This is a genomic window from Umezawaea sp. NPDC059074 (assembly GCF_042738955.1).
GTDB lineage: Bacteria > Actinomycetota > Actinomycetes > Mycobacteriales > Pseudonocardiaceae > Umezawaea.
On sequence record NZ_JBHYHC010000121.1, the window covers coordinates 1 to 17,866 of the forward strand.

A 17,866-nucleotide genomic window follows, 5' to 3' on the forward strand; every position below is an offset into this window, starting at 1 on the left:
TGGTTCTGATCCCCTCTCGCGCCACGGGTTATGGGCCCTGCCGAAGGTCCGGACGGGCCCTTCTCCGTGCGATCGGTCGGATCAGCCTTCGACCTTGACGGCGTCGACGACGAAGACCAGGGTCTCGCCGCCCAGGATGTCGCCCTGGCCGGTCGGCCCGTAGCCCTTGTCGGCGGGCACGACGAGCAGGCGGCGGCCGCCTTCCTTCAGGCCGACGAGGCCTTCGTTCCAGCCCTGGATGACCGGGGCCTGGCCGACGGGCGTGACCGGGAACGGCTTGCCGCCGTCGTAGGACGACTCGCGGAACTTTTGGTCGCTGAAGGTGTTGAGCACGTAGTTGACCGTCGCCGTGGACCCCTGCTTGACCTCGGGTCCGGTGCCGACCTCGATGTCCTTGACCAGCAGGCCGTCCTGCGGCTTGCAGCCCTTGGGCACGGTGATCGTGGGCTTCGCGCCGAGCGCGCCCTCGACCTTGAAGTCGTCCGGGGAGCAGGGCGGGCCGCTGGCGGGGGACACGGCCGTCGGCTGCGCCTTGGTGGCCGCGGGGGCCGTCGCGGCGGGCGTGGAGGCGCCGCCGGTGGCGGTGGACGCGCGGTCGCTCGCCGTGCAGGCGGTGACGGAGAGCCCGGCGGACAGCAGTGCAGCGAGGATCAGGGCCGTACGGCCGACAGTACGCATGGTTGCGGAGCTTAGGTGGAGCGTCCGACCGGCTGACGCCCAGGCCCACCGCCGGCCCAACGGCGTTCACCGTGCGCGGTCACCGCGGCGGAGTTCGCCCGGAATGCGCCACTAATTGCGGCTATCGCTGGTCGAACCCCAGGCGTACAGTTACTCCTCGCGCTCGATCGGATACTCAACGCATTCATCCGTTCGGGTGCGCACCTAGGAGGTGAACTTGTGTCCGCGGACGCCGGAGGCATCCGCAGCAACCTGTTGCAGGAATTGTTTTGGACCCGAACAGGCCTGCTCCTGCTGAGCCTAGTAGTCACTTCGGGCATCTGCCTGACCGTGTCCAGCGGTATGGATCCGGGAACGTTCAAGAATTTTCTCAACTCCATCGGAACCGGCACCATGATCTCCGCGGTCGTCGGTTTCGGGCAGACGCTGCTGACGAGTTCCGCGACGCAGAGGGCGCTCGTCACCCCTGTCGTCGAAGAGAGCCGGAAGGCCCTTCAGGAACTGACCGCCGAGTACCGCGCGCTCGATCGCGAGTTCTTCCCCAGCCACGTGTTCGAGCCGACAGCGCTGCCCGACCGGGCGTTCAACCAGGTCATGACGCAGGACCTCGACCGCACCCGGCTGTACTGCTTCCGCGGCTTCGCGGGCAGGTACGCGGCGTGCAGGCTGCTGCTCTCGCAGTCGGAGTGCGAGCTGCGGGCGGTGCTCGCGGACCCGCGCGACGGCAGCGCCATCGGCGGCCGGGCGCGGTACCTGTTGCGCAACGAGGGCGCCGACGGCGACTACGACTCCATCCAGTCGGAGTTGCGCGAACAGATCTCGATCGGATTGGTGGGCCTGTTCGTCGCGCGCGGCCGGTGCAACCGGATCGACGTGACGATCATTTCCGACCCGCCGCTCGACCGGCTCGAGCTGTTCGACGACAGCGCCTGGCTCACGCTCTACAGCAACACGAGCGCGGGCGTGGTCCGGCTCTACCCGCGAACGCTGCGCTTCTCGGAAGGCTCGTTCCTCTACGGAATGGAAAGGGCCGAATTCCTCCGGGTCAGCAACTCGCGGGCGGGCCAGCACTTCGTGATCCGACCGAACACCACTCGCGTGGAATTCCAGGCGTTGTTCGAGAAGATCACCGGTGCGCCGCTGACCGACAGCGGCTTCCGATCACTCGAAGAGAAGTTCCACACCTTTCGCCGGGAATTCTCGGCCTCTGCTCAGCTGGGGAGCTGATAGCGGTGACCATCGACTTGGCCGGGACGGCCTGTCTGCTCGACCTCGCGTCCACCATCACCTCGGCCGGTCCCCCTGCCGTCGACCGGTGGGAAGTCGGACCGGTGTTCGACGGGTGGGCCGCCCAACCGGGGCTGCGGGAGGGGTTGCGGCGCCACCTGCGCACCCTCGGCCCCCAGGAGGAGCGGCTGCTCGTCACGCGCTCGCGCGAGACGACCACGCACTTCGCCTGGTGCCTGCGCGACGAGCCGACCGAGCCGTTCACGTTCTGGCTGCACGAGTACAAACCGCAGCGGGACTGGCGGCACGGGTACGCGGACTCCGTCCACAACCACCGGTACCACTTCTGCACGACCATCCTGTCGGGCGGCTACCTGCACGAGCGCTACACGGCGCGGCTCGGCGACGGTGACCGGACCATCCTGTCGGCGGCGCTGCTGCGCCGCGCCGAGTGCCCGACGGGGGCCACCGGCACGATGCTGGCGCACGAGTTCCACCGCATCCCGCGAGCCGAGGACGACACCATGACGTTCCTGGTCAAGTCCCGTGCGGTGAGCCCGTGGAGCCTCTCGTACGACCCGGACACGCTCACCAGCCACCGGCACGTGCCGGTCGAGTCGCGGTTGGAGGAACTGACGAACCAGCTCTAAGGATCTCCGGAGGGACCTACCATCGGCCCACCCACTAGGGAGGGCTCCGATGCGTGTCCGAAACGCACTACCGTCCGATGTCCTGACCTCCGACGTCCTGGCCGATGTGGAGCGGCGCGTGTGGGAGTTGTGCACGCGCCTCGCTCCCCGGCTCCAGTTCCACGGCTGGCACCACGTCAGCTTCGTGCGCGACAAGGCGGTGCACTTCGCCGAGCGCAACGGCTCCTCCGTCGACGTGGTGCACGTCGCCGCGCTGGTGCACGACGTGAACTACGTCGTCCGGCGCAACTCCCCCGCCTCCGAGGGCAGCGACCTGCGGCAGGAGATCCTCGCCGAGGCCGGTGTGGACCTCGGGACGGCGGAGTGGATCGACCGCATCGTCGACGAGGCGGAGATGCGCACCCGGCACCGGGACATCAGCCTGGAGGCGCAGGCCCTGTCCGACGCGGACACGCTGTTCAAGGCGCTGCCGGTGACGCCGGTGGTGCTCGCGCACAAGTACCTGCTGGAGAACGGCATCACGCTGCGCGAGCTGGCGCACAAGATCGTCGGCGAGCAGCAGGACAAGCAGGACGACGGCTACTACTTCTACGACCCCGAGGCGGCCGCCACCTACACGCGGTGGGCGACGGCGAACCTGGAGCTGTGGCAGTGCATCGTCGAGTCCCTGGACGACCCGTGCGTCACGGACCTGCTGGCGGCGGTGTCCTAGCGGCCAGCGCGTCGAGCAGGTCGGCGAGGGCCGCCAGCCCTTCCTCGCCGAGTCCGCCGAAGATCCCCCGCAGTGCCTCGTTCCCGGCGTCGGTCCCGGACGCGAGCGCCGCCGTGCCCGCCGCGGTGAGCGCGACGATCTTGGCCCGGCCGTCGTCCGGGTCCGGCGCGCGCTCGACCAGCCCGTCCCGCTCCAGCGCCTCCACGGCCTGGGTGACCGAGCGCGGCGCGGTGCCCGACTCCGCCGCCAGCTCGGCCTGCCGCAGCGGTCCCCGGTCGGCGAGCACGCGCAGCGTCTTCGTGCGCGCGAGCGACAGGCCGGCCCCGACCATGCGCTCGTCGACGGCCCGGCGCACCCGGTGGGCGAGTTCCAGGTAGCGCAGCCCGACCTCTTCGGCGTCCACGCGTCCTCCAAGTCGTGAGGTACCTCATCGGTGCTACATTGCTGAGGTACCTCACGATACCTTCGAGGAGTCGCCGTGCCGCACCAACCCGTCGTCGTCGTCACCGGGGCCACCCACGGCCTGGGCAGGCTCGTCGCGCTCGACCTGGCCCGCCGTGGCGTCCGGCTCGGCGTCGTCGCCCGCAGCGCCGCGAAAGCCGAGGCCCTGCGCGCGGAGACCGGCGCGGACGTGTTCCTCGCGGACCTGTCCTCGATGGCCCAGGTCCGCCGGGTGGGCGCGGAGATCGACGCCCGGTACGAGCGGATCGACGTGCTGGTCAACAACGCGGGCCTGCACGCGTTCTCCCAGCGGACGACCGTGGACGGCTTCGCCGAGATGACGGCCGTGAACTACCTCGCGCCGTGGCTGCTGACCGAGACGCTGCGCGCCAAGCTCGTGGCGTCGGGCCCGTCCCGCGTCGTGACCGTGGCCTCCGAGGCCGCGCGCCGCTCCGGCGGGATCGACCCCGCGCGGGACCTCACGCTGGTCGACCCGTTCACCCGACGCGAGTCCTCCGCGCTCTACGGCCGGACGAAGCTGATGGACATCATGTTCAGCCAGCACCTGGCCCGCACGCTCGCCGGAACGGACGTCACCGCGCTCTGCTGCGACCCCGGCTTCAACACCAGCGGCCTCGGCAGGGAACTCCCGTTCGCGGGCGTGCTGGAGAAGGTCCTCACCGGACTCAAGGTCGGCGACCCCCGCCGAGGTGCCGGGATCATCACCCGCCTCGCGGTCGACCCGGCCCTGGCGAACGGCGGCTACTTCTCCGTCCGCGACGCCCGCCCGCTCGACTGCCCGGAACCGGGCCGCCCCGAGGCCGTGCAACGCGCGCTGTGGGACGCCACGGCGGCCCTGCTCTAACCCTCGCGGCGCAACGCCGCCAACACCTCCCGCGCCGCGGCCACCAGCGCCGCGCACGGATCCCCCAACGCCACCACCAGTTCCTCGCGGTGCACGGCGGGACGCTCCACAAGGGCCTCCCCACCGTCCCCGAGCGCCTTGCACGCCAACGCCTTCAACGCCGCGGACGAGTCCACGACCTCAGGCGACGTCCAACACGACTCCCCCGCCGAGGCACGCGCCGTCAACGCCTCGACCACCAGTTCAGCGGACCCCACCACGCACACCCTCCCGACACGACATCCCGGTCACCGGGACTATCGGGGCCACGCGGGGATCGCTACGGGCACTCACCCGAAGGAGTTAGAACGGCCACCCGAGCACGGGCAGGCCGACGACCGCGTCGACAGCGAGGCCGCAGAAGACCAGCATCAGGTACAGGTTCGACATGTGGAAGAACTTCATCGTGTTCGTCGAGCCGCCCTTGCGGACCACGTTGTGCAGCTTGTGGGCGAAGACCGCGAACCAGATGCCGGACACCGCGGCGATCGACACGTAGATCCAGCTGGTGACCGGGGCCAGCAGCAGGGTGCAGACGACGGTGATCCAGGAGTAGATGACGATCTGCCTGGTGACCTGCTGGGCGGTCGCCACGACCGGCAGCATGGGGACGCCCGCTCGCGCGTAGTCCTCCTTGAACTTCATCGCGAGCGCCCAGGTGTGCGGGGGCGTCCAGAAGAAGATCACGCCGAACATGACGAGCGCGGGCCACTCGACGGTGCCGGTGACGGCCGACCAGCCGATGATCACCGGCATGCAGCCCGCCATGCCGCCCCAGATGATGTTCTGCGACGTGCGCCGCTTGAGCACCAGGGTGTAGACGAAGATGTAGAAGAGGATCGTCGCGACGGCGAACACGGCCGACATCAGGTTCGTCGTGATCCACAGGAACGCGAACGACAGCACGCCGAGCACGACGCCGAAGATCAGCGCGTTGCGGGGCGGGATGGTCTGCTGGGCCAGCGGCCGGGCCGTGGTGCGCTTCATCACCGAGTCGATGTCGGCGTCCACGTAGCAGTTGAGCGCGTTCGCGCTGCCCGCCGCGAGGGTGCCGCCGGTCAGCGTGCACGCGATCAGCCACAGCGGCGGGACGCCGCGCGCGGCGAGCAGCATCGCCGGGATGGTGGTGATCAGCAGCAACTCGATGACGCGGGGCTTCGTCAGCGCCACGTAGGCGCCCACGACCTGTCGGGGCGACCGCGCCGGGGCCTCGGTGACGGCACTCATCGCGACGCACTCCTCTACCAGGTCGGGGATGCCGGAATCGTAACCGCGAGGCCCCGGCGCCACCCGGCCGGGTGGCCGCCCGACCGGGACCTTGGTCCTGAACGGAACGCATTGGTATTCCGTATGCCCTTGTGCCGACACACACAGTCGTGTCGGCACGCGCTCAGATCACACTTGCGGACCCTCGGGACTAGGCTGAGAGGAGGACGAGGGAACCCGCGGGGATGAGCCGACTGTATCGATGGAGAAGGCCGTTTCCGCCAACGTGAGAGTGGAGCTGTGTCCGTGTCCGTGAGCGACGACATCACCCGGTTGACCGAGGCCCATCTGCCCGATGACTGGACCGAGCTGGACAAGCGAGCGGTGGACACGGTGCGCGTTCTCGCGGCCGACGCCGTGCAGAAGGTCGGCAACGGCCACCCCGGCACGGCGATGAGCCTTGCCCCCCTCGCGTACACCCTGTTCCAGCGCGTCATGCGGCACGACCCCGCCGACGCGGACTGGATCGGCCGCGACCGCTTCGTGCTGTCCGCGGGCCACTCCAGCCTGACCCTGTACATCCAGCTGTTCCTCTCGGGCTACGGCCTGGAGCTGGACGACCTGAAGGCGTTGCGCACCTGGGGTTCCAAGACCCCCGGCCACCCCGAGTACCGGCACACCAACGGCGTCGAGATGACCACCGGCCCGCTGGGCCAGGGTCTCGCGTCCGCCGTGGGCATGGCGATGGCGGCCCGCCGCGAGCGCGGCCTGTTCGACCCGGAAGCCGCTCCCGGCGAGAGCCCGTTCGACCACGACGTCTTCGTCATCGCCTCCGACGGCGACATCGAGGAGGGCGTGACGTCCGAGGCCTCCTCGCTCGCGGGCACCCAGCAGCTGGGCAACCTGACGGTCGTCTACGACGACAACAAGATCTCCATCGAGGACGACACGACGATCGCCCTCAGCGAGGACACCGCGAAGCGGTACGAGGCGTACGGCTGGCACGTGCAGGTCGTCGAGGGCGGCGAGAACGTGGTCGCGCTGGAGGCCGCCTTGAAGGCCGCCAAGGCCGAGACGGACCGCCCGTCGTTCATCCTGCTGCGCACGATCATCGGCTACCCCTCGCCGAAGAAGATGAACACCGGCGCGGCGCACGGCGCGGCGCTGGGCGACGAGGAGATCAAGGGCGTCAAGCTCGCGCTGGGCTTCGACCCGGAGCAGACCTTCGAGGTGGCGGACGAGGTCCTCGCCCACGCCCGCGAGGTCGGCAAGCGCGGCGAGCACGCGAAGGCGGAGTGGCAGAAGGGCTTCGACGCCTGGGCCGCCGCGAACCCGGAGCGCAAGGCGCTGCTGGACCGGCTCGTCGCGAAGAAGCTGCCCGAGGGCTGGACCGACTCGCTGCCGACCTACCCGGTCGACGCGAAGGGCACCTCCACCCGCAAGGCCTCCGGCGAGGTCATCAACGCGATCGCGGAGGTGCTGCCGGAGCTGTGGGGCGGTTCCGCCGACCTCGCCGAGAGCAACCTGACCACGATCAAGGGCGCGAAGTCGTTCGGCCCGCCGAGCATCTCCACCGGCATGTGGAGCGCCGAGCCGTACGGCCGCACGCTGCACTTCGGCGTCCGCGAGCACGCGATGGGCTCGATCCTCAACGGCATCGCGCTGCACGGGCCGACCCGCCCGTACGGCGGCACGTTCATGGTGTTCTCCGACTACATGCGCCCGGCCGTGCGACTGGCCGCGATCATGCAGGCGTCGGTCACCTACGTGTGGACGCACGACTCCATCGGCCTCGGCGAGGACGGCCCGACGCACCAGCCGATCGAGCACCTCTCCGCGCTGCGCGCCATCCCCGGCGTCGCCGTGGTCCGGCCCGGCGACGCGAACGAGACCGCGTTCGCGTGGCGCACGGTCCTGGAGAACGCCACCCCCGCGGGCCTGGCGCTGACCCGGCAGAACGTGCCGACCCTGGAGGGCACCTCGTACGAGGGCGTGTCCAAGGGCGGGTACGTGCTGGTCGAGGCCTCGAGCGGCACGCCGTCGGTCGTGCTGATCGGCACGGGCTCCGAACTCCAGATCGCCGTGGAGGCGGCCAAGGTCCTCGAGGCCGAGGGCACCCCCGCCCGCGTCGTGTCCATGCCGTGCGTCGAGTGGTTCGAGGCGCAGGACAAGTCCTACAAGGACAGCGTCATCCCGCCGTCGGTCAAGGCGCGAGTCGCGGTCGAGGCGGGCATCGCCCAGTCCTGGTACCGCTACGTCGGCGACGCGGGCGAGATCGTCTCGATCGAGCACTTCGGCGCTTCCGCCGACTACCAGACCCTGTTCGAGAAGTTCGGTTTCACGACCGAGAACGTTGTCGCCGCGGCTCGCACCTCGCTGCGGAATGTGGAGGAGAGCAAGTGAGCAACCCCAACCTCGTCGCGCTCAGCGAAGCGGGCGTCTCCATCTGGCTGGACGACCTGTCCCGCGAGCGGCTCAAGTCCGGCAACCTCGCCGAGCTGGTCGCCACCAAGAACGTGGTCGGCGTGACCACGAACCCGACGATCTTCGCGGGCGCCCTGTCGAAGGGCGAGTCCTACGACGAGCAGGTCCGGGAGCTGGCCGCGCGCGGCGCGAGCACCGAGGCCACCGTCAAGGAGATCACCACCACCGACGTGCGCACGGCGTGCGACCTGTTCCGCGACGTGTACGCGTCGACGGACGGCGTCGACGGCCGCGTGTCCCTTGAGGTCGACCCGCGCCTGGCGGGCGACACCGACGCCACGATCGCCGAGGCGCTCGACCTGTGGAAGACGGTCGACCGCCCCAACCTGATGGTGAAGATCCCCGCCACCGTCGAGGGCATCCCGGCCATCACCAAGGTGCTCGCCGAGGGCGTCAGCGTGAACGTGACGCTGATCTTCTCCACCGAGCGCTACCGCCACGTGATGGACGCGTTCATCGCGGGCCTGGAGCAGGCGAAGGCCAACGGCCACGACCTGTCCACCATCCACTCGGTCGCCTCCTTCTTCGTGTCCCGTGTGGACACCGAGATCGACAAGCGCATCGAGAAGCTCGGCACCCCCGAGGCGCAGGCGCTGCGCGGCCAGGCCGCCATCGCGAACGCCCGCCTCGCGTACGCCGCCTACGAGGAGGTCTTCGCGGGCGAGCGCTGGGAGGCCCTCGTGGCCGACGGCGCGCGGGCGCAGCGCCCCCTGTGGGCGTCGACCGGCGTGAAGGACCCGTCCTACTCGGACACCCGGTACGTGGACGAGCTCGTGGTCGAGAACGTCGTCAACACCATGCCGGAGAAGACCCTCGACGCGGTGGCCGACCACGGCAACGTCGTCGGCGACACCGTGACCGGTGGCGCGGACGAGGCCCAGGAGGTCTTCGACTCGCTGGCGCAGGCCGGGATCGACATCGACGACGTGTTCGTCGTGCTCGAGACCGAGGGCGTCGAGAAGTTCGAGAAGTCCTGGGAAGAGCTGCTGGAGACCGTGACCGGCCAGCTCGACAAGGCGAAGGGCTGAGCCTCCACATGACCGACGTGATCTCCGTGGAGATCGTCCGCACGCCCAACCAGGACCAGGTCGACACGATCGTCGGCGACCTCGTCGCCGACGGCGTGGCGAGCAAGCTCACCGCGAAGGACGCCACCCTGTGGGGTCCCGAGGCCGAGTCCGAGTCGGCCATCCGGCTGTCGTGGACGACGCTGCACGAGTCGTCGCGCCCGCTGGTGGACGAGATCGTCGCGCTGCGCGGCGAACTCCACGCCGAGGGCGTCGACCGGGTCGTGCTCGCGGGCATGGGCGGCTCCTCGCTGGCCCCCGAGGTGATCACCGGCACGGCGGGCGTCCCGCTCGTCGTGCTGGACACCACGGACCCGGCGCAGGTGGCCGACGCGCTCGCGGGCGACCTCCAGCGCACCGTGATCGTGGTGTCGTCGAAGTCGGGCGGCACCGTCGAGACCGACAGCCACCGGCGGATCTTCGCCAAGGCGTTCGCCGACGCGGGCATCGACGCCGCGTCGCGCATCGTCGTGGTGACCGACCCCGGCTCGCCGTTCGAGTCGCTGTCGAAGGAACTGGGCTACCGCAAGGTGTTCCTGGCCGACCCGAACGTCGGCGGCCGCTACTCGGCGTTGACCGCGTTCGGCCTCGTGCCGTCCGGTCTCGCGGGCGCGGACATCGGCGGGCTGCTCGACCAGGCGGCCGACGCGGCGAAGCTGCTCGCGGCGGACTCCCCCGACAACCCCGCCATCGTGCTCGCCGCGACGTTCGCCGCCGCGCACGCGCACGGCGCGGAGAAGGTCGTCTTCGCCGACTCCGGCTCGGGCATCAAGGGCTTCGCCGACTGGGCGGAGCAGCTGATCGCCGAGTCCACCGGCAAGAACGGCACCGGCCTGCTGCCGGTCGCGGTCGAGGGTCCGGGCGCGCCCGGCTTCGTCGACGCGCGCTCCGACGCCACGACCGTCGCGATCGGCCCGGCCACCGGGTCGTCGTCGGTGGCCGTGGAGGGCTCGCTCGGCGCGCAGTTCCTGCTGTGGGAGTACGCGACCGCGATCGTCGGCCGGGTGCTCGGCATCAACCCGTTCGACCAGCCGGACGTGGAGGCCGCCAAGAAGGCCGCCCGCTCCCTGCTGGACGCCCCGGCCGCCGACCCGGTCACGCCCGCGTTCGTGGACGGGCCAGTCGAGGTCTACCCGAGCGAGGGTTGGCTGCCGACCGACGTGAAGACGGTGGCGGACGCGATCACCGCGCTCATCGCCGCCGCGCCGGACCACGGCTACGTGTCCGTGCAGGCGTACCTCGACCGGCTCGACGACGCGTCGTTCGCGTTGCTGCGCCCCGAGATCGCCCGCGAGTCGCACCTGCAGACCACGTTCGGCTGGGGCCCGCGGTTCCTGCACTCCACCGGGCAGTACCACAAGGGCGGACACCAGAACGGCGTCTTCCTGCAGATCACCGGCGCGTCCGAAGTGGACCTGGAGGTCCCGGACCGGCCGTACACGCTCAGCGTCCTGCAACTCGCGCAGGCACTGGGCGACGGCCAGGTGCTCGCGAGCCGCCGACCGGTGCTGCGCCTGCACCTCACCGACCGCGTCGCCGGGTTGGCGCAGCTGGTCGAAGCCATTCAGGAGGACGGTTCGTGACGACGTCTACCAGGTGGCGCAATCCGTTGCGCGACCCCCGCGACAAGCGGCTCCCGCGCATCGCGGGGCCGTGCGGGCTCGTGATCTTCGGCGTGACGGGCGACCTGTCGCGCAAGAAGCTCATGCCCGCCATCTACGACCTGGCCAACCGCGGCCTGCTGCCGCCGGGCTTCGCGCTCGTCGGCTTCGCCCGCCGCGACTGGGCCGACCAGGACTTCATGGAGGTCGTGCACCAGGCCGTCAAGGAGCACGCGCGGACCCCGTTCCGCGAGGCCGTGTGGGAGCAGCTCGCCGAGGGCATCCGCTTCGTGCAGGGCAGCTTCGACGACGACACGGCGTTCGACAACCTGGCCGCGACGGTCGCCGACCTGGACCGCGAGCGCGGCACGGGCGGCAACCACGCGTTCTACCTGTCGGTGCCGCCGAGCGCGTTCCCGCTGGTGATCAACCAGCTGAAGCGGTCCGGTCTGGCGAAGCCGCCCGGCGACAACCCGTCGCAGTGGCGGCGCGTGGTCATCGAGAAGCCGTTCGGCCACGACCTGACGAGCGCGAAGCAGCTCAACAAGACCGTGAACGACGTCTTCCCCGAGGAGTCGGTGTTCCGCATCGACCACTACCTCGGCAAGGAGACCGTCCAGAACATCCTGGCGCTGCGCTTCGCGAACCAGCTGTACGAACCCATCTGGAACGCGAACTACGTGGACCACGTGCAGATCACCATGGCCGAGGACATCGGCCTCGGCGGTCGCGCGGGGTACTACGACGGCATCGGCGCGACCCGCGACGTGATCCAGAACCACCTGCTCCAGCTGCTGGCGCTGACCGCGATGGAGGAGCCCGTCTCCTTCGCCCCGGCGGACCTGCGGGCGGAGAAGGTCAAGGTCCTGTCGGCCACGAAGCCGGTCCAGCCGTACGGCGAGACGTCGGCCCGCGGCCAGTACACCGGCGGCTGGCAGGGCGGGCAGAAGGTGCCCGGCCTGCTGGAGGAGGGCGGCTTCTCGCCCGAGTCGAAGACCGAGACGTTCGGCGCGATCACCGTCGGCGTCAACACCCGGCGCTGGGCGGGTGTGCCGTTCTACCTGCGCACCGGCAAGCGCCTCGGCCGTCGCGTGACGGAGGTGGCCGTGGTGTTCAAGCGCGCGCCGCACCTGCCGTTCGACGACACCGCGACCGAGGAACTGGGCCAGAACGCGCTCGTCGTGCGCGTGCAGCCCGACGAGGGCGTCACCATCCGGTTCGGCTCGAAGGTGCCGGGCAACACGATGGAGGTCCGCGACGTCACGATGGACTTCGGCTACGGCCACGCGTTCACCGAGTCGTCGCCCGAGGCGTACGAGCGGCTGCTGCTCGACGTGCTGCTCGGCGAGCCGTCGCTGTTCCCGAAGAACGACGAGGTCGAGCTGTCCTGGGAGATCCTGGACCCGATCCTGGAGCACTGGGCGAAGAAGGACGAGCCCGAGCTCGAGCCGTACAAGGCGGGCACCTGGGGTCCGCCGTCCGCCGACGAGATGGTCGCCCGCACGGGGCGCAACTGGAGGCGACCGTGATCATCGACCTGCCGTCGACGACCACCTCCCGCATCAACAGCAAGCTGGTCCGGCTGCGCGACGAGGGTGGCGCGGTCACCCTCGGCCGCGTCCTGACGCTCGTCATCGTCACCGACGACGGCGAGAAGACCGAGGAGGCCGTGGAAGCGGCCAACGACGCCAGCCGCGAGCACCCGTGCCGGGTGATCGTGGTGGCCCGCGGCGCCCGCAAGGCGTCGCCCCGGCTGGACGCGCAGATCCGGGTGGGCGGTGACGCGGGGGCCAGCGAGGTCATCGTGCTCCGCCTGTACGGCGAGCTGGCGGACGAGGGCGCGAGCTGCGTCGTCCCGCTGCTGCTGCCGGACACCCCCGTGGTGGCGTGGTGGCCCTTCGAGGCGCCCGCGGTGCCCGCGAAGGACCCGATCGGCGTGCTCGCCCAGCGGCGGATCACCGACGCCGCCGCGGAGAAGAACCCGATCAAGGCTCTGGAGCAGCGCCGGACCGCCTACACGCCGGGCGACACGGACCTGTCGTGGACGCGGCTCACGCTGTGGCGGGCCATGCTCGCCTCCGCGCTGGACCTCCCGCCCTACGAGAAGGTCACCGACGCCGAGGTCAGCGGCGAGGCGGACTCCCCGTCCACCGAGCTGCTGGCGGCGTGGCTGGCGTCCGGGCTGAAGATCCCGGTCAAGCGCACCAAGGCCGTGCGCGGCGAGGGCATCTGCCTCGTCTCGCTCGACCGCAAGTCCGGTGGCGTGGAGCTGTCGCGCCCGGACGGCCGGGTGGGCACGCTCGTGCAGCCCGGCCAGCCGGAACGCCGGGTGGCGCTGCAACGCCGTTCCATCCGCGACTGCCTCGCGGAGGAGCTGCGCCGCCTCGACCCCGACGAGGTGTACGAGCTGGCGCTGAAGTCGTTGGGCAAGGTCGTCCGCGGCCGCACCCCGGCGACCAAGCCCGCGGCCCGCAAGCCCGCCGCGAAGCCCGCGGCGGCGAAGGTCCCGGCCAGCGCGAAGGCGGCGGCCAAGGCCGAGGCCGAGACGAAGGCGTCGCCCGAGGCGAACGGGTCCTCCGCGCCGAAGGCGGCGAAGAAGCCCGCGAAAGCGAAGACGTCCTCGTGACGGACCCGCAGGTGGTGGTGCACCGTGACGGCAGCCTGCTGGCCGCCGTCACGGCCGCCCGGCTGCTGACCGCGCTGGTCGACGCCCAGTCCGCACGGGGCGACGCGTCGCTCGTGCTGACCGGCGGCCGCACCGGCACGGCGGTGCTGGAGCACCTCCGCGCCCTGCCGGGCCTGGACGCCGTGGACTGGAGCCGCGTCGACCTCTACTGGGGCGACGAGCGGTTCCTGCCCTCGGGGCACGCCGACCGCAACGAGACCCAGGCCCGTGCCGCGCTGCTGGACCACATCCCCGTGGACCCCGCGCGCGTGCACGCGATGGCTCCGTCGGACGGCGAGTTCGGCGACGACCCCGACGCGGCGGCCGAGGCCTACGCGGCCGTGCTCGCCGCGGCGGGCGACGGGGCCGTGCCGCGGTTCGACGTGCTGCTGCTGGGCGTCGGCGAAGAGGGCCACGTGGCCTCGATCTTCCCCGACTCCCCCGCCGTGCACGAGGAGGAGCGGACGGTGGTCGCGGTGCGGAACTGCCCGAAGCCACCGCCCACCCGCGTCTCGCTGACGCTGCCCGCGATCCGGCGGGCGCGCGAGGTGTGGCTGATGACGACCGGTGAGGCCAAGGCCGAAGCGGTCGCCAGTGCCCTGACCGGCGCGGGCGAGGTCGACCTGCCCGCGGCGGGCGCGACCGGCCAGGTCGCCACGCGGTGGCTGCTCGACACCACCGCGGCCGCGAAGGCGTAGGAACGGGGGCGGCGTACCACGGGAAGCCGCCCCCCCATCAACCCGGGTGGACCACCGAGCTCCCGGCCTCCACCACGAACGACGCCGCCGTCGTGGTCGGCGAGTCCCGGACGTCGATGGTGGCGACGGTGCGGACGTCCGTGCGCCACCGGTCCCGGTCGACCTCGCACCGCAGGTAGCCGCGCTTGAGGCCGTCGAAGTACTTCACGTGCGGGTTGAGCACCGGGTTCGCCGCCTTGACCGGCCCGTCCAGCGCCGCCGGGAAGTCCGAGCTGATCGACGTGCCGACGAACTCCGCCGCCACGGGCGCGGACGCCGGGTCGTCGAAGTTCGTCCGCAGCTCGTTGACCCACGTCGAGTGGATGTCCCCCGCCAGCACGACCGGGTTGGCCACCCCGGACTCCCCGAGGAACCGCAGCAAACGCTCGCGGTGCGGTTGGTACCCGTCCCACTGGTCGAGGTTGACCAGGGTCGGCGGGACGTGCGGCGGGAACGGGTTGGGCAGCCGGGTGCGGGCCATCATCACCTGCTGCGCGATCACGTTCCACCGCGCGGGCGAGCCGGTCAGGCCCTCGGCGAGCCACGCCTCCTGCTCCGCGCCGGTGAGCGTCCCCGCCGTGTTGCCGACACCGGGCTGCTCGGGCCCGATGTTGTCCGGGAACCCTCCGGGCTGCTGCGTCCGGTACTGGCGGGTGTCCAGCACGTTCAGCCGCACCAGGCGACCGAAGTCGAACCGCCGGTAGATCCGCAGCCCGCTCGACCCCGGCACGAGGGTCGCCCGGATCGGCATGTGCTCGTAGTACGCCTGGTAGCCAGCGGCCCGCTGGAGCGCGAACTCCTCCGGCGACTGGTGCTTCGCACCGGTGTCGTCGGCCTCGTCGATCAGCCCCGCGTAGTTGGACTCGACATCATGATCGTCCCAAGTGGACACGAAGGAATGCGCGGCGTGCGCGGCCCGCAGAGCCGGGTCCCCCTTGTACTGCGCGTGCCGGGCGCGGTAGTCGGCGAGCGTGCGCAACTGGCCCAGCCCCGGCGTCTCCGGCGTGGTGTGCACCCGGTCGGCGAACCGGCTGCCGGGGTCGTTCTCGTAGATGTAGTCGCCGAGGTGCAGCACCACGTCCAGGTCCTCGGCGGCCAGCCCGAGGTAGGCGGGCCAGTAGCCGTTCTGGAAGTCCTGGCAGGACACCACTCCCAGCCGCAGCCGGTCGTCGGACCCTGCGGTCCTGGTGCGCCCCACCGGACTCACGTCCGCGCCGGAGCGGAACCGGTAGAAGTACTCCCGGCCGGGCCGCAGGCCGCGCACGTCCACGTGGACCGAGTGCGCGAACTCCGGCCGGGCCAACGCCACACCGGACCGCGCCACCCGGCAGAACCGCTCGTCCTCGGCGATCTGCCACCCCACCGGGATCGCGCGGTCCGGCAGCGGTCCCGACTCCCGGAACAGCCGCGTCCACAGCACCACGCCGTCCGGCAGCGGATCGCCGCTGGCGACGCCGAGCGCGAACGGGTCCGCGGTCTCCGCCACGGCGGACGGCGACCCGGCCAGCGCGACGCCGACGGTCGCGGCCACCCCCACCAGCGCCTGACGCCTGTTCAGCACGAATTCGGCCATGGAAGAGCCCCCCTTGATCATCCCCCTGCTGACGCAGGCACTTTAGCGAACACGGGGACGATCGCGAGCCTCCCTCAGATACCACGCAGCGACTCGGCCCGGCGTTCCAGGAACACCGCGATGGCGTCCGGGTCCTCCAGTGGCAACGGGTAGACCAGCAGCCGGTCCACGCCCAGGTCCCGGTACTCCTTCGCGTCGTCCGCGGAGACCTCGACCGGGTCGACCGGCATGAAGGTGATCGTCAGGTCGCCGAGCCGCGCGGGCCGGTCGACCTCTTTCGCCGCCCGCGCGAGACCTTCCAGGTGGCCCTTCAGGTCGGCCGGGCTCGTGCCGTTGCCGATCCAGCCGTGACCGCGGGCGACGGCACGCCGGAACGCGGCCGGGCTGTGCCCGCCGACGTGCACCCTGGGCCCGCCGATCGGGCGGGGGTGGGCGTCGACGTGGTCGAACGAGACGTACTTCCCCTGGTAACTCGGGTTTTCCTGGCTCCACAACGCGGTCATCGCGTCGAGGTACTCGTCCGTGCGCCTGCCGCGGTCGGCCATCGGGACGCCGATCGCGGTCATCTCCGGCTCCAGGTACCCGGCCCCGACGCCGAGGTGGAAGCGGCCGCCGCTGAGGACGTCGAGGCTCGCGGCCTGCTTGGCGAGCACCACGGGGTTGCGCTGCGGCAGGATGACGATGCCGGTCCCCAGGTCGAGGCGGTCGGTCACCCCGGCGACGAAGGCCAGGTGCGTCAACGGGTCCAGGATCGGGTCCAGCGGGTCCATCGGCGAGGCCTGGGTGCGCGGGGTCGGCAGGACGACGTGTTCGCCCGCCCACCACGAGGTGTAGCCGAGGTCCACCGCGAGACGGGCCAGCCGAGCGGTTTCCCGTGGTGGCACAGCGGCTTTGGCGTTGAGTCCGAACACACCGAGTTCCATGCCCGAATCGTCGTCCGCCCGTCACCGGACGTCCAAGATCCGCTGTTATAGCCTCGAGTTATGGACGCCAGGATCCTGGACCTGCGCTACTTCGTGGCCATCGCGGAGGAGCTGAGCTTCACCAGGGCGGCGACCGAGCGGCTGTTCGTGTCCCAGCCCGCGCTGAGCAAGCAGATCCGCCAACTGGAGAAGTCGTTGCGGGCGAGCCTGTTCGACCGCGACCGCCGGACCGTCCGCCTCACCGCCGCGGGCGAGGAGCTGCTCCCCCGCGCCAGGGCGATCATCGCCGAGTGGGACGGGGCGCGGCAGGCGATCGCGGGCCTGGGCGGGACGACCCTCACCGTGGGGTTCCAGACCCGGATCGGCCGCGGCCTGATCCCGTCGGTGACCGCGAGGATGAACGACCTGCTGCCCGACTGGCGGCTGCACTTCCGCCAGGTGTCGTGGGCGGACCCGACGGCGGGGCTGGGCGCGGGCGAGGTGGACGTGGCCATCGCCTGGCTGCCGGTCCCCGCGGGCGGCGACCTCGCGTGGCGGGTGGTCAGCACGGAGGACCGCTGGGTCGCCCTACCGCTCGCCCACCACCTCACGACGCTCGACGTGGTCCCGTTCGACGCCCTGCTGGACGAGCCGTTCATCGCCCTGCCCGCCTCGGCGGGGCGGGCCCGCGGCTTCTGGCTGGCCGAGGACGTCCGCACCCGGCCCGCGCGGGTGGCGGCGGAGGCGGCCACGGCGGACGAGACGTTCGAGGCGGTCGCGTCCGGGCTGGGCGTGGTGCTGCTCGGCGAGGGCAACGCGGGCCAGCGCGAGGACGTGGTCTACCGGGCCGTGACGGGCCTGCCGCCGAGCGAGCTGGCCGTGGTGTGGCGTGCCGCCGATCGGCGGGACGCGGTGCGGGTGTTCGTCGAGTCCTGCGTGCGCTGTTTGTGCGCATGACGTGTGCGTCCGCACATTTGTGTCATGAACTCCGGGGTGGAACGTCCCGTTCCCGTGGTCGA

Annotated in this window: 17 protein-coding genes; 11 read left to right on the plus strand and 6 right to left on the minus strand. The window is 71.2% G+C overall.

Going from position 1 to position 17,866, the window contains the following annotated elements:
* Positions 1 to 81: 81 nt before the first annotated feature.
* A complete protein-coding gene (locus ACFWW9_RS36095) occupies positions 82 to 678 on the minus strand; it encodes an FKBP-type peptidyl-prolyl cis-trans isomerase (RefSeq protein WP_390386807.1) in 597 nt (198 codons plus the stop codon).
* 219 nt (positions 679 to 897) lie between these two features.
* Between ACFWW9_RS36095 and ACFWW9_RS36100 the strand changes: the two genes are divergently transcribed.
* Genes ACFWW9_RS36100 through ACFWW9_RS36110 form a run of 3 tightly spaced genes read left to right on the plus strand, consistent with a single transcriptional unit; the run spans position 898 to position 3,267 of the window.
* A complete protein-coding gene (locus ACFWW9_RS36100; RefSeq protein WP_390386808.1) occupies positions 898 to 1,905 on the plus strand; it encodes a hypothetical protein in 1,008 nt (335 codons plus the stop codon).
* A 5-nt stretch (positions 1,906 to 1,910) separates the two neighbouring features.
* Positions 1,911 to 2,555, plus strand: a complete 645-nt coding sequence (locus ACFWW9_RS36105) for a hypothetical protein (protein ID WP_390386809.1) — start codon at positions 1,911 to 1,913, stop codon at positions 2,553 to 2,555.
* Positions 2,556 to 2,604: 49 nt separating this feature from the next.
* Positions 2,605 to 3,267: an HD family phosphohydrolase gene (locus tag ACFWW9_RS36110; protein ID WP_390386810.1), complete on the plus strand. Its 663-nt coding sequence runs from the start codon at positions 2,605 to 2,607 to the stop codon at positions 3,265 to 3,267.
* Here the strand turns inward: ACFWW9_RS36110 and ACFWW9_RS36115 are convergent.
* On the minus strand, positions 3,239 to 3,670 hold the full coding sequence (locus ACFWW9_RS36115; protein WP_390386811.1) for a MarR family winged helix-turn-helix transcriptional regulator: 432 nt from the start codon (positions 3,668 to 3,670) through the stop codon (positions 3,239 to 3,241). The genes ACFWW9_RS36110 and ACFWW9_RS36115 overlap by 29 nt on opposite strands.
* Positions 3,671 to 3,745: 75 nt before the next feature.
* Here ACFWW9_RS36115 and ACFWW9_RS36120 point away from each other — a divergent pair, with 75 nt between their 5' ends.
* Entirely contained in the window at positions 3,746 to 4,573 is an 828-nt protein-coding gene (locus tag ACFWW9_RS36120) for an SDR family NAD(P)-dependent oxidoreductase (RefSeq protein ID WP_390386812.1), read from the plus strand.
* On the opposite strand, the gene ACFWW9_RS36125 is transcribed toward ACFWW9_RS36120, so the two are convergent.
* Together ACFWW9_RS36125 and ACFWW9_RS36130 are read right to left on the minus strand one after the other, a co-directional pair.
* Positions 4,570 to 4,830 (minus strand): hypothetical protein, encoded by a 261-nt coding sequence (locus tag ACFWW9_RS36125; protein ID WP_390386813.1) that lies wholly within the window; start codon positions 4,828 to 4,830, stop codon positions 4,570 to 4,572. The two genes, ACFWW9_RS36120 and ACFWW9_RS36125, sit on opposite strands and share 4 nt — an antisense overlap.
* 85 nt (positions 4,831 to 4,915) lie before the next feature.
* Positions 4,916 to 5,839 (minus strand): heme o synthase, encoded by a 924-nt coding sequence (locus ACFWW9_RS36130; RefSeq protein ID WP_390386814.1) that lies wholly within the window; start codon positions 5,837 to 5,839, stop codon positions 4,916 to 4,918.
* Positions 5,840 to 6,124: 285 nt separating this feature from the next.
* Between ACFWW9_RS36130 and tkt the strand changes: the two genes are divergently transcribed.
* From tkt to pgl, 6 genes are read left to right on the plus strand one after another with little or no spacing between them, the layout of a single operon-like run.
* Positions 6,125 to 8,221 (plus strand): transketolase, encoded by a 2,097-nt coding sequence (gene tkt, locus ACFWW9_RS36135; protein ID WP_390386815.1) that lies wholly within the window; start codon positions 6,125 to 6,127, stop codon positions 8,219 to 8,221.
* Complete coding sequence (gene tal / locus ACFWW9_RS36140) at positions 8,218 to 9,330, plus strand: transaldolase (RefSeq protein ID WP_390386816.1); 1,113 nt, start codon at positions 8,218 to 8,220, stop codon at positions 9,328 to 9,330. The genes tkt and tal overlap by 4 nt, the downstream gene beginning before the upstream one ends.
* 8 nt (positions 9,331 to 9,338) lie before the next feature.
* Positions 9,339 to 10,952 (plus strand): glucose-6-phosphate isomerase, encoded by a 1,614-nt coding sequence (locus ACFWW9_RS36145; protein WP_390386817.1) that lies wholly within the window; start codon positions 9,339 to 9,341, stop codon positions 10,950 to 10,952.
* Positions 10,949 to 12,499 carry a glucose-6-phosphate dehydrogenase gene (gene zwf / locus ACFWW9_RS36150; RefSeq protein ID WP_390386818.1) on the plus strand — a complete coding sequence of 517 codons (1,551 nt, stop codon included), beginning with the start codon at positions 10,949 to 10,951 and terminating at the stop codon, positions 12,497 to 12,499. The genes ACFWW9_RS36145 and zwf overlap by 4 nt, the downstream gene beginning before the upstream one ends.
* Positions 12,496 to 13,596, plus strand: a complete 1,101-nt coding sequence (gene opcA, locus ACFWW9_RS36155; protein ID WP_390386819.1) for a glucose-6-phosphate dehydrogenase assembly protein OpcA — start codon at positions 12,496 to 12,498, stop codon at positions 13,594 to 13,596. The genes zwf and opcA overlap by 4 nt, the downstream gene beginning before the upstream one ends.
* Positions 13,593 to 14,333, plus strand: a complete 741-nt coding sequence (gene pgl / locus ACFWW9_RS36160) for a 6-phosphogluconolactonase (RefSeq protein ID WP_390386820.1) — start codon at positions 13,593 to 13,595, stop codon at positions 14,331 to 14,333. The genes opcA and pgl overlap by 4 nt, the downstream gene beginning before the upstream one ends.
* Before the next feature lie 37 nt (positions 14,334 to 14,370).
* Here the strand turns inward: pgl and ACFWW9_RS36165 are convergent, their stop codons facing one another.
* Together ACFWW9_RS36165 and ACFWW9_RS36170 are read right to left on the minus strand one after the other, a co-directional pair.
* Complete coding sequence (locus ACFWW9_RS36165) at positions 14,371 to 15,945, minus strand: alkaline phosphatase D family protein (protein ID WP_390386822.1); 1,575 nt, start codon at positions 15,943 to 15,945, stop codon at positions 14,371 to 14,373.
* 74 nt (positions 15,946 to 16,019) lie between these two features.
* Positions 16,020 to 16,868, minus strand: coding sequence for an LLM class F420-dependent oxidoreductase (locus ACFWW9_RS36170; protein ID WP_390386823.1), 849 nt, complete (start codon positions 16,866 to 16,868; stop codon positions 16,020 to 16,022).
* A 60-nt stretch (positions 16,869 to 16,928) separates the two neighbouring features.
* Between ACFWW9_RS36170 and ACFWW9_RS36175 the strand changes: the two genes are divergently transcribed.
* Positions 16,929 to 17,804 carry a LysR family transcriptional regulator gene (locus tag ACFWW9_RS36175; protein WP_390386824.1) on the plus strand — a complete coding sequence of 292 codons (876 nt, stop codon included), beginning with the start codon at positions 16,929 to 16,931 and terminating at the stop codon, positions 17,802 to 17,804.
* The last annotated feature ends 62 nt before the right edge of the window (positions 17,805 to 17,866 follow it).

Bases quoted from the DNA above. Each gene is read 5' to 3' on its own strand.
- ACFWW9_RS36095 (WP_390386807.1), bottom strand. From the start codon at position 678: ATGCGTACTGTCGGCCGTACGGCCCTGATCCTCGCTGCACTGCTGTCC.
- ACFWW9_RS36110 (WP_390386810.1), top strand. From the start codon at position 2,605: ATGCGTGTCCGAAACGCACTACCGTCCGATGTCCTGACCTCCGACGTC.
- ACFWW9_RS36130 (WP_390386814.1), bottom strand. From the start codon at position 5,839: ATGAGTGCCGTCACCGAGGCCCCGGCGCGGTCGCCCCGACAGGTCGTG.
- ACFWW9_RS36145 (WP_390386817.1), top strand. From the start codon at position 9,339: ATGACCGACGTGATCTCCGTGGAGATCGTCCGCACGCCCAACCAGGAC.
- ACFWW9_RS36165 (WP_390386822.1), bottom strand. From the start codon at position 15,945: ATGGCCGAATTCGTGCTGAACAGGCGTCAGGCGCTGGTGGGGGTGGCC.
- ACFWW9_RS36170 (WP_390386823.1), bottom strand. From the start codon at position 16,868: ATGGAACTCGGTGTGTTCGGACTCAACGCCAAAGCCGCTGTGCCACCA.
- ACFWW9_RS36175 (WP_390386824.1), top strand. From the start codon at position 16,929: ATGGACGCCAGGATCCTGGACCTGCGCTACTTCGTGGCCATCGCGGAG.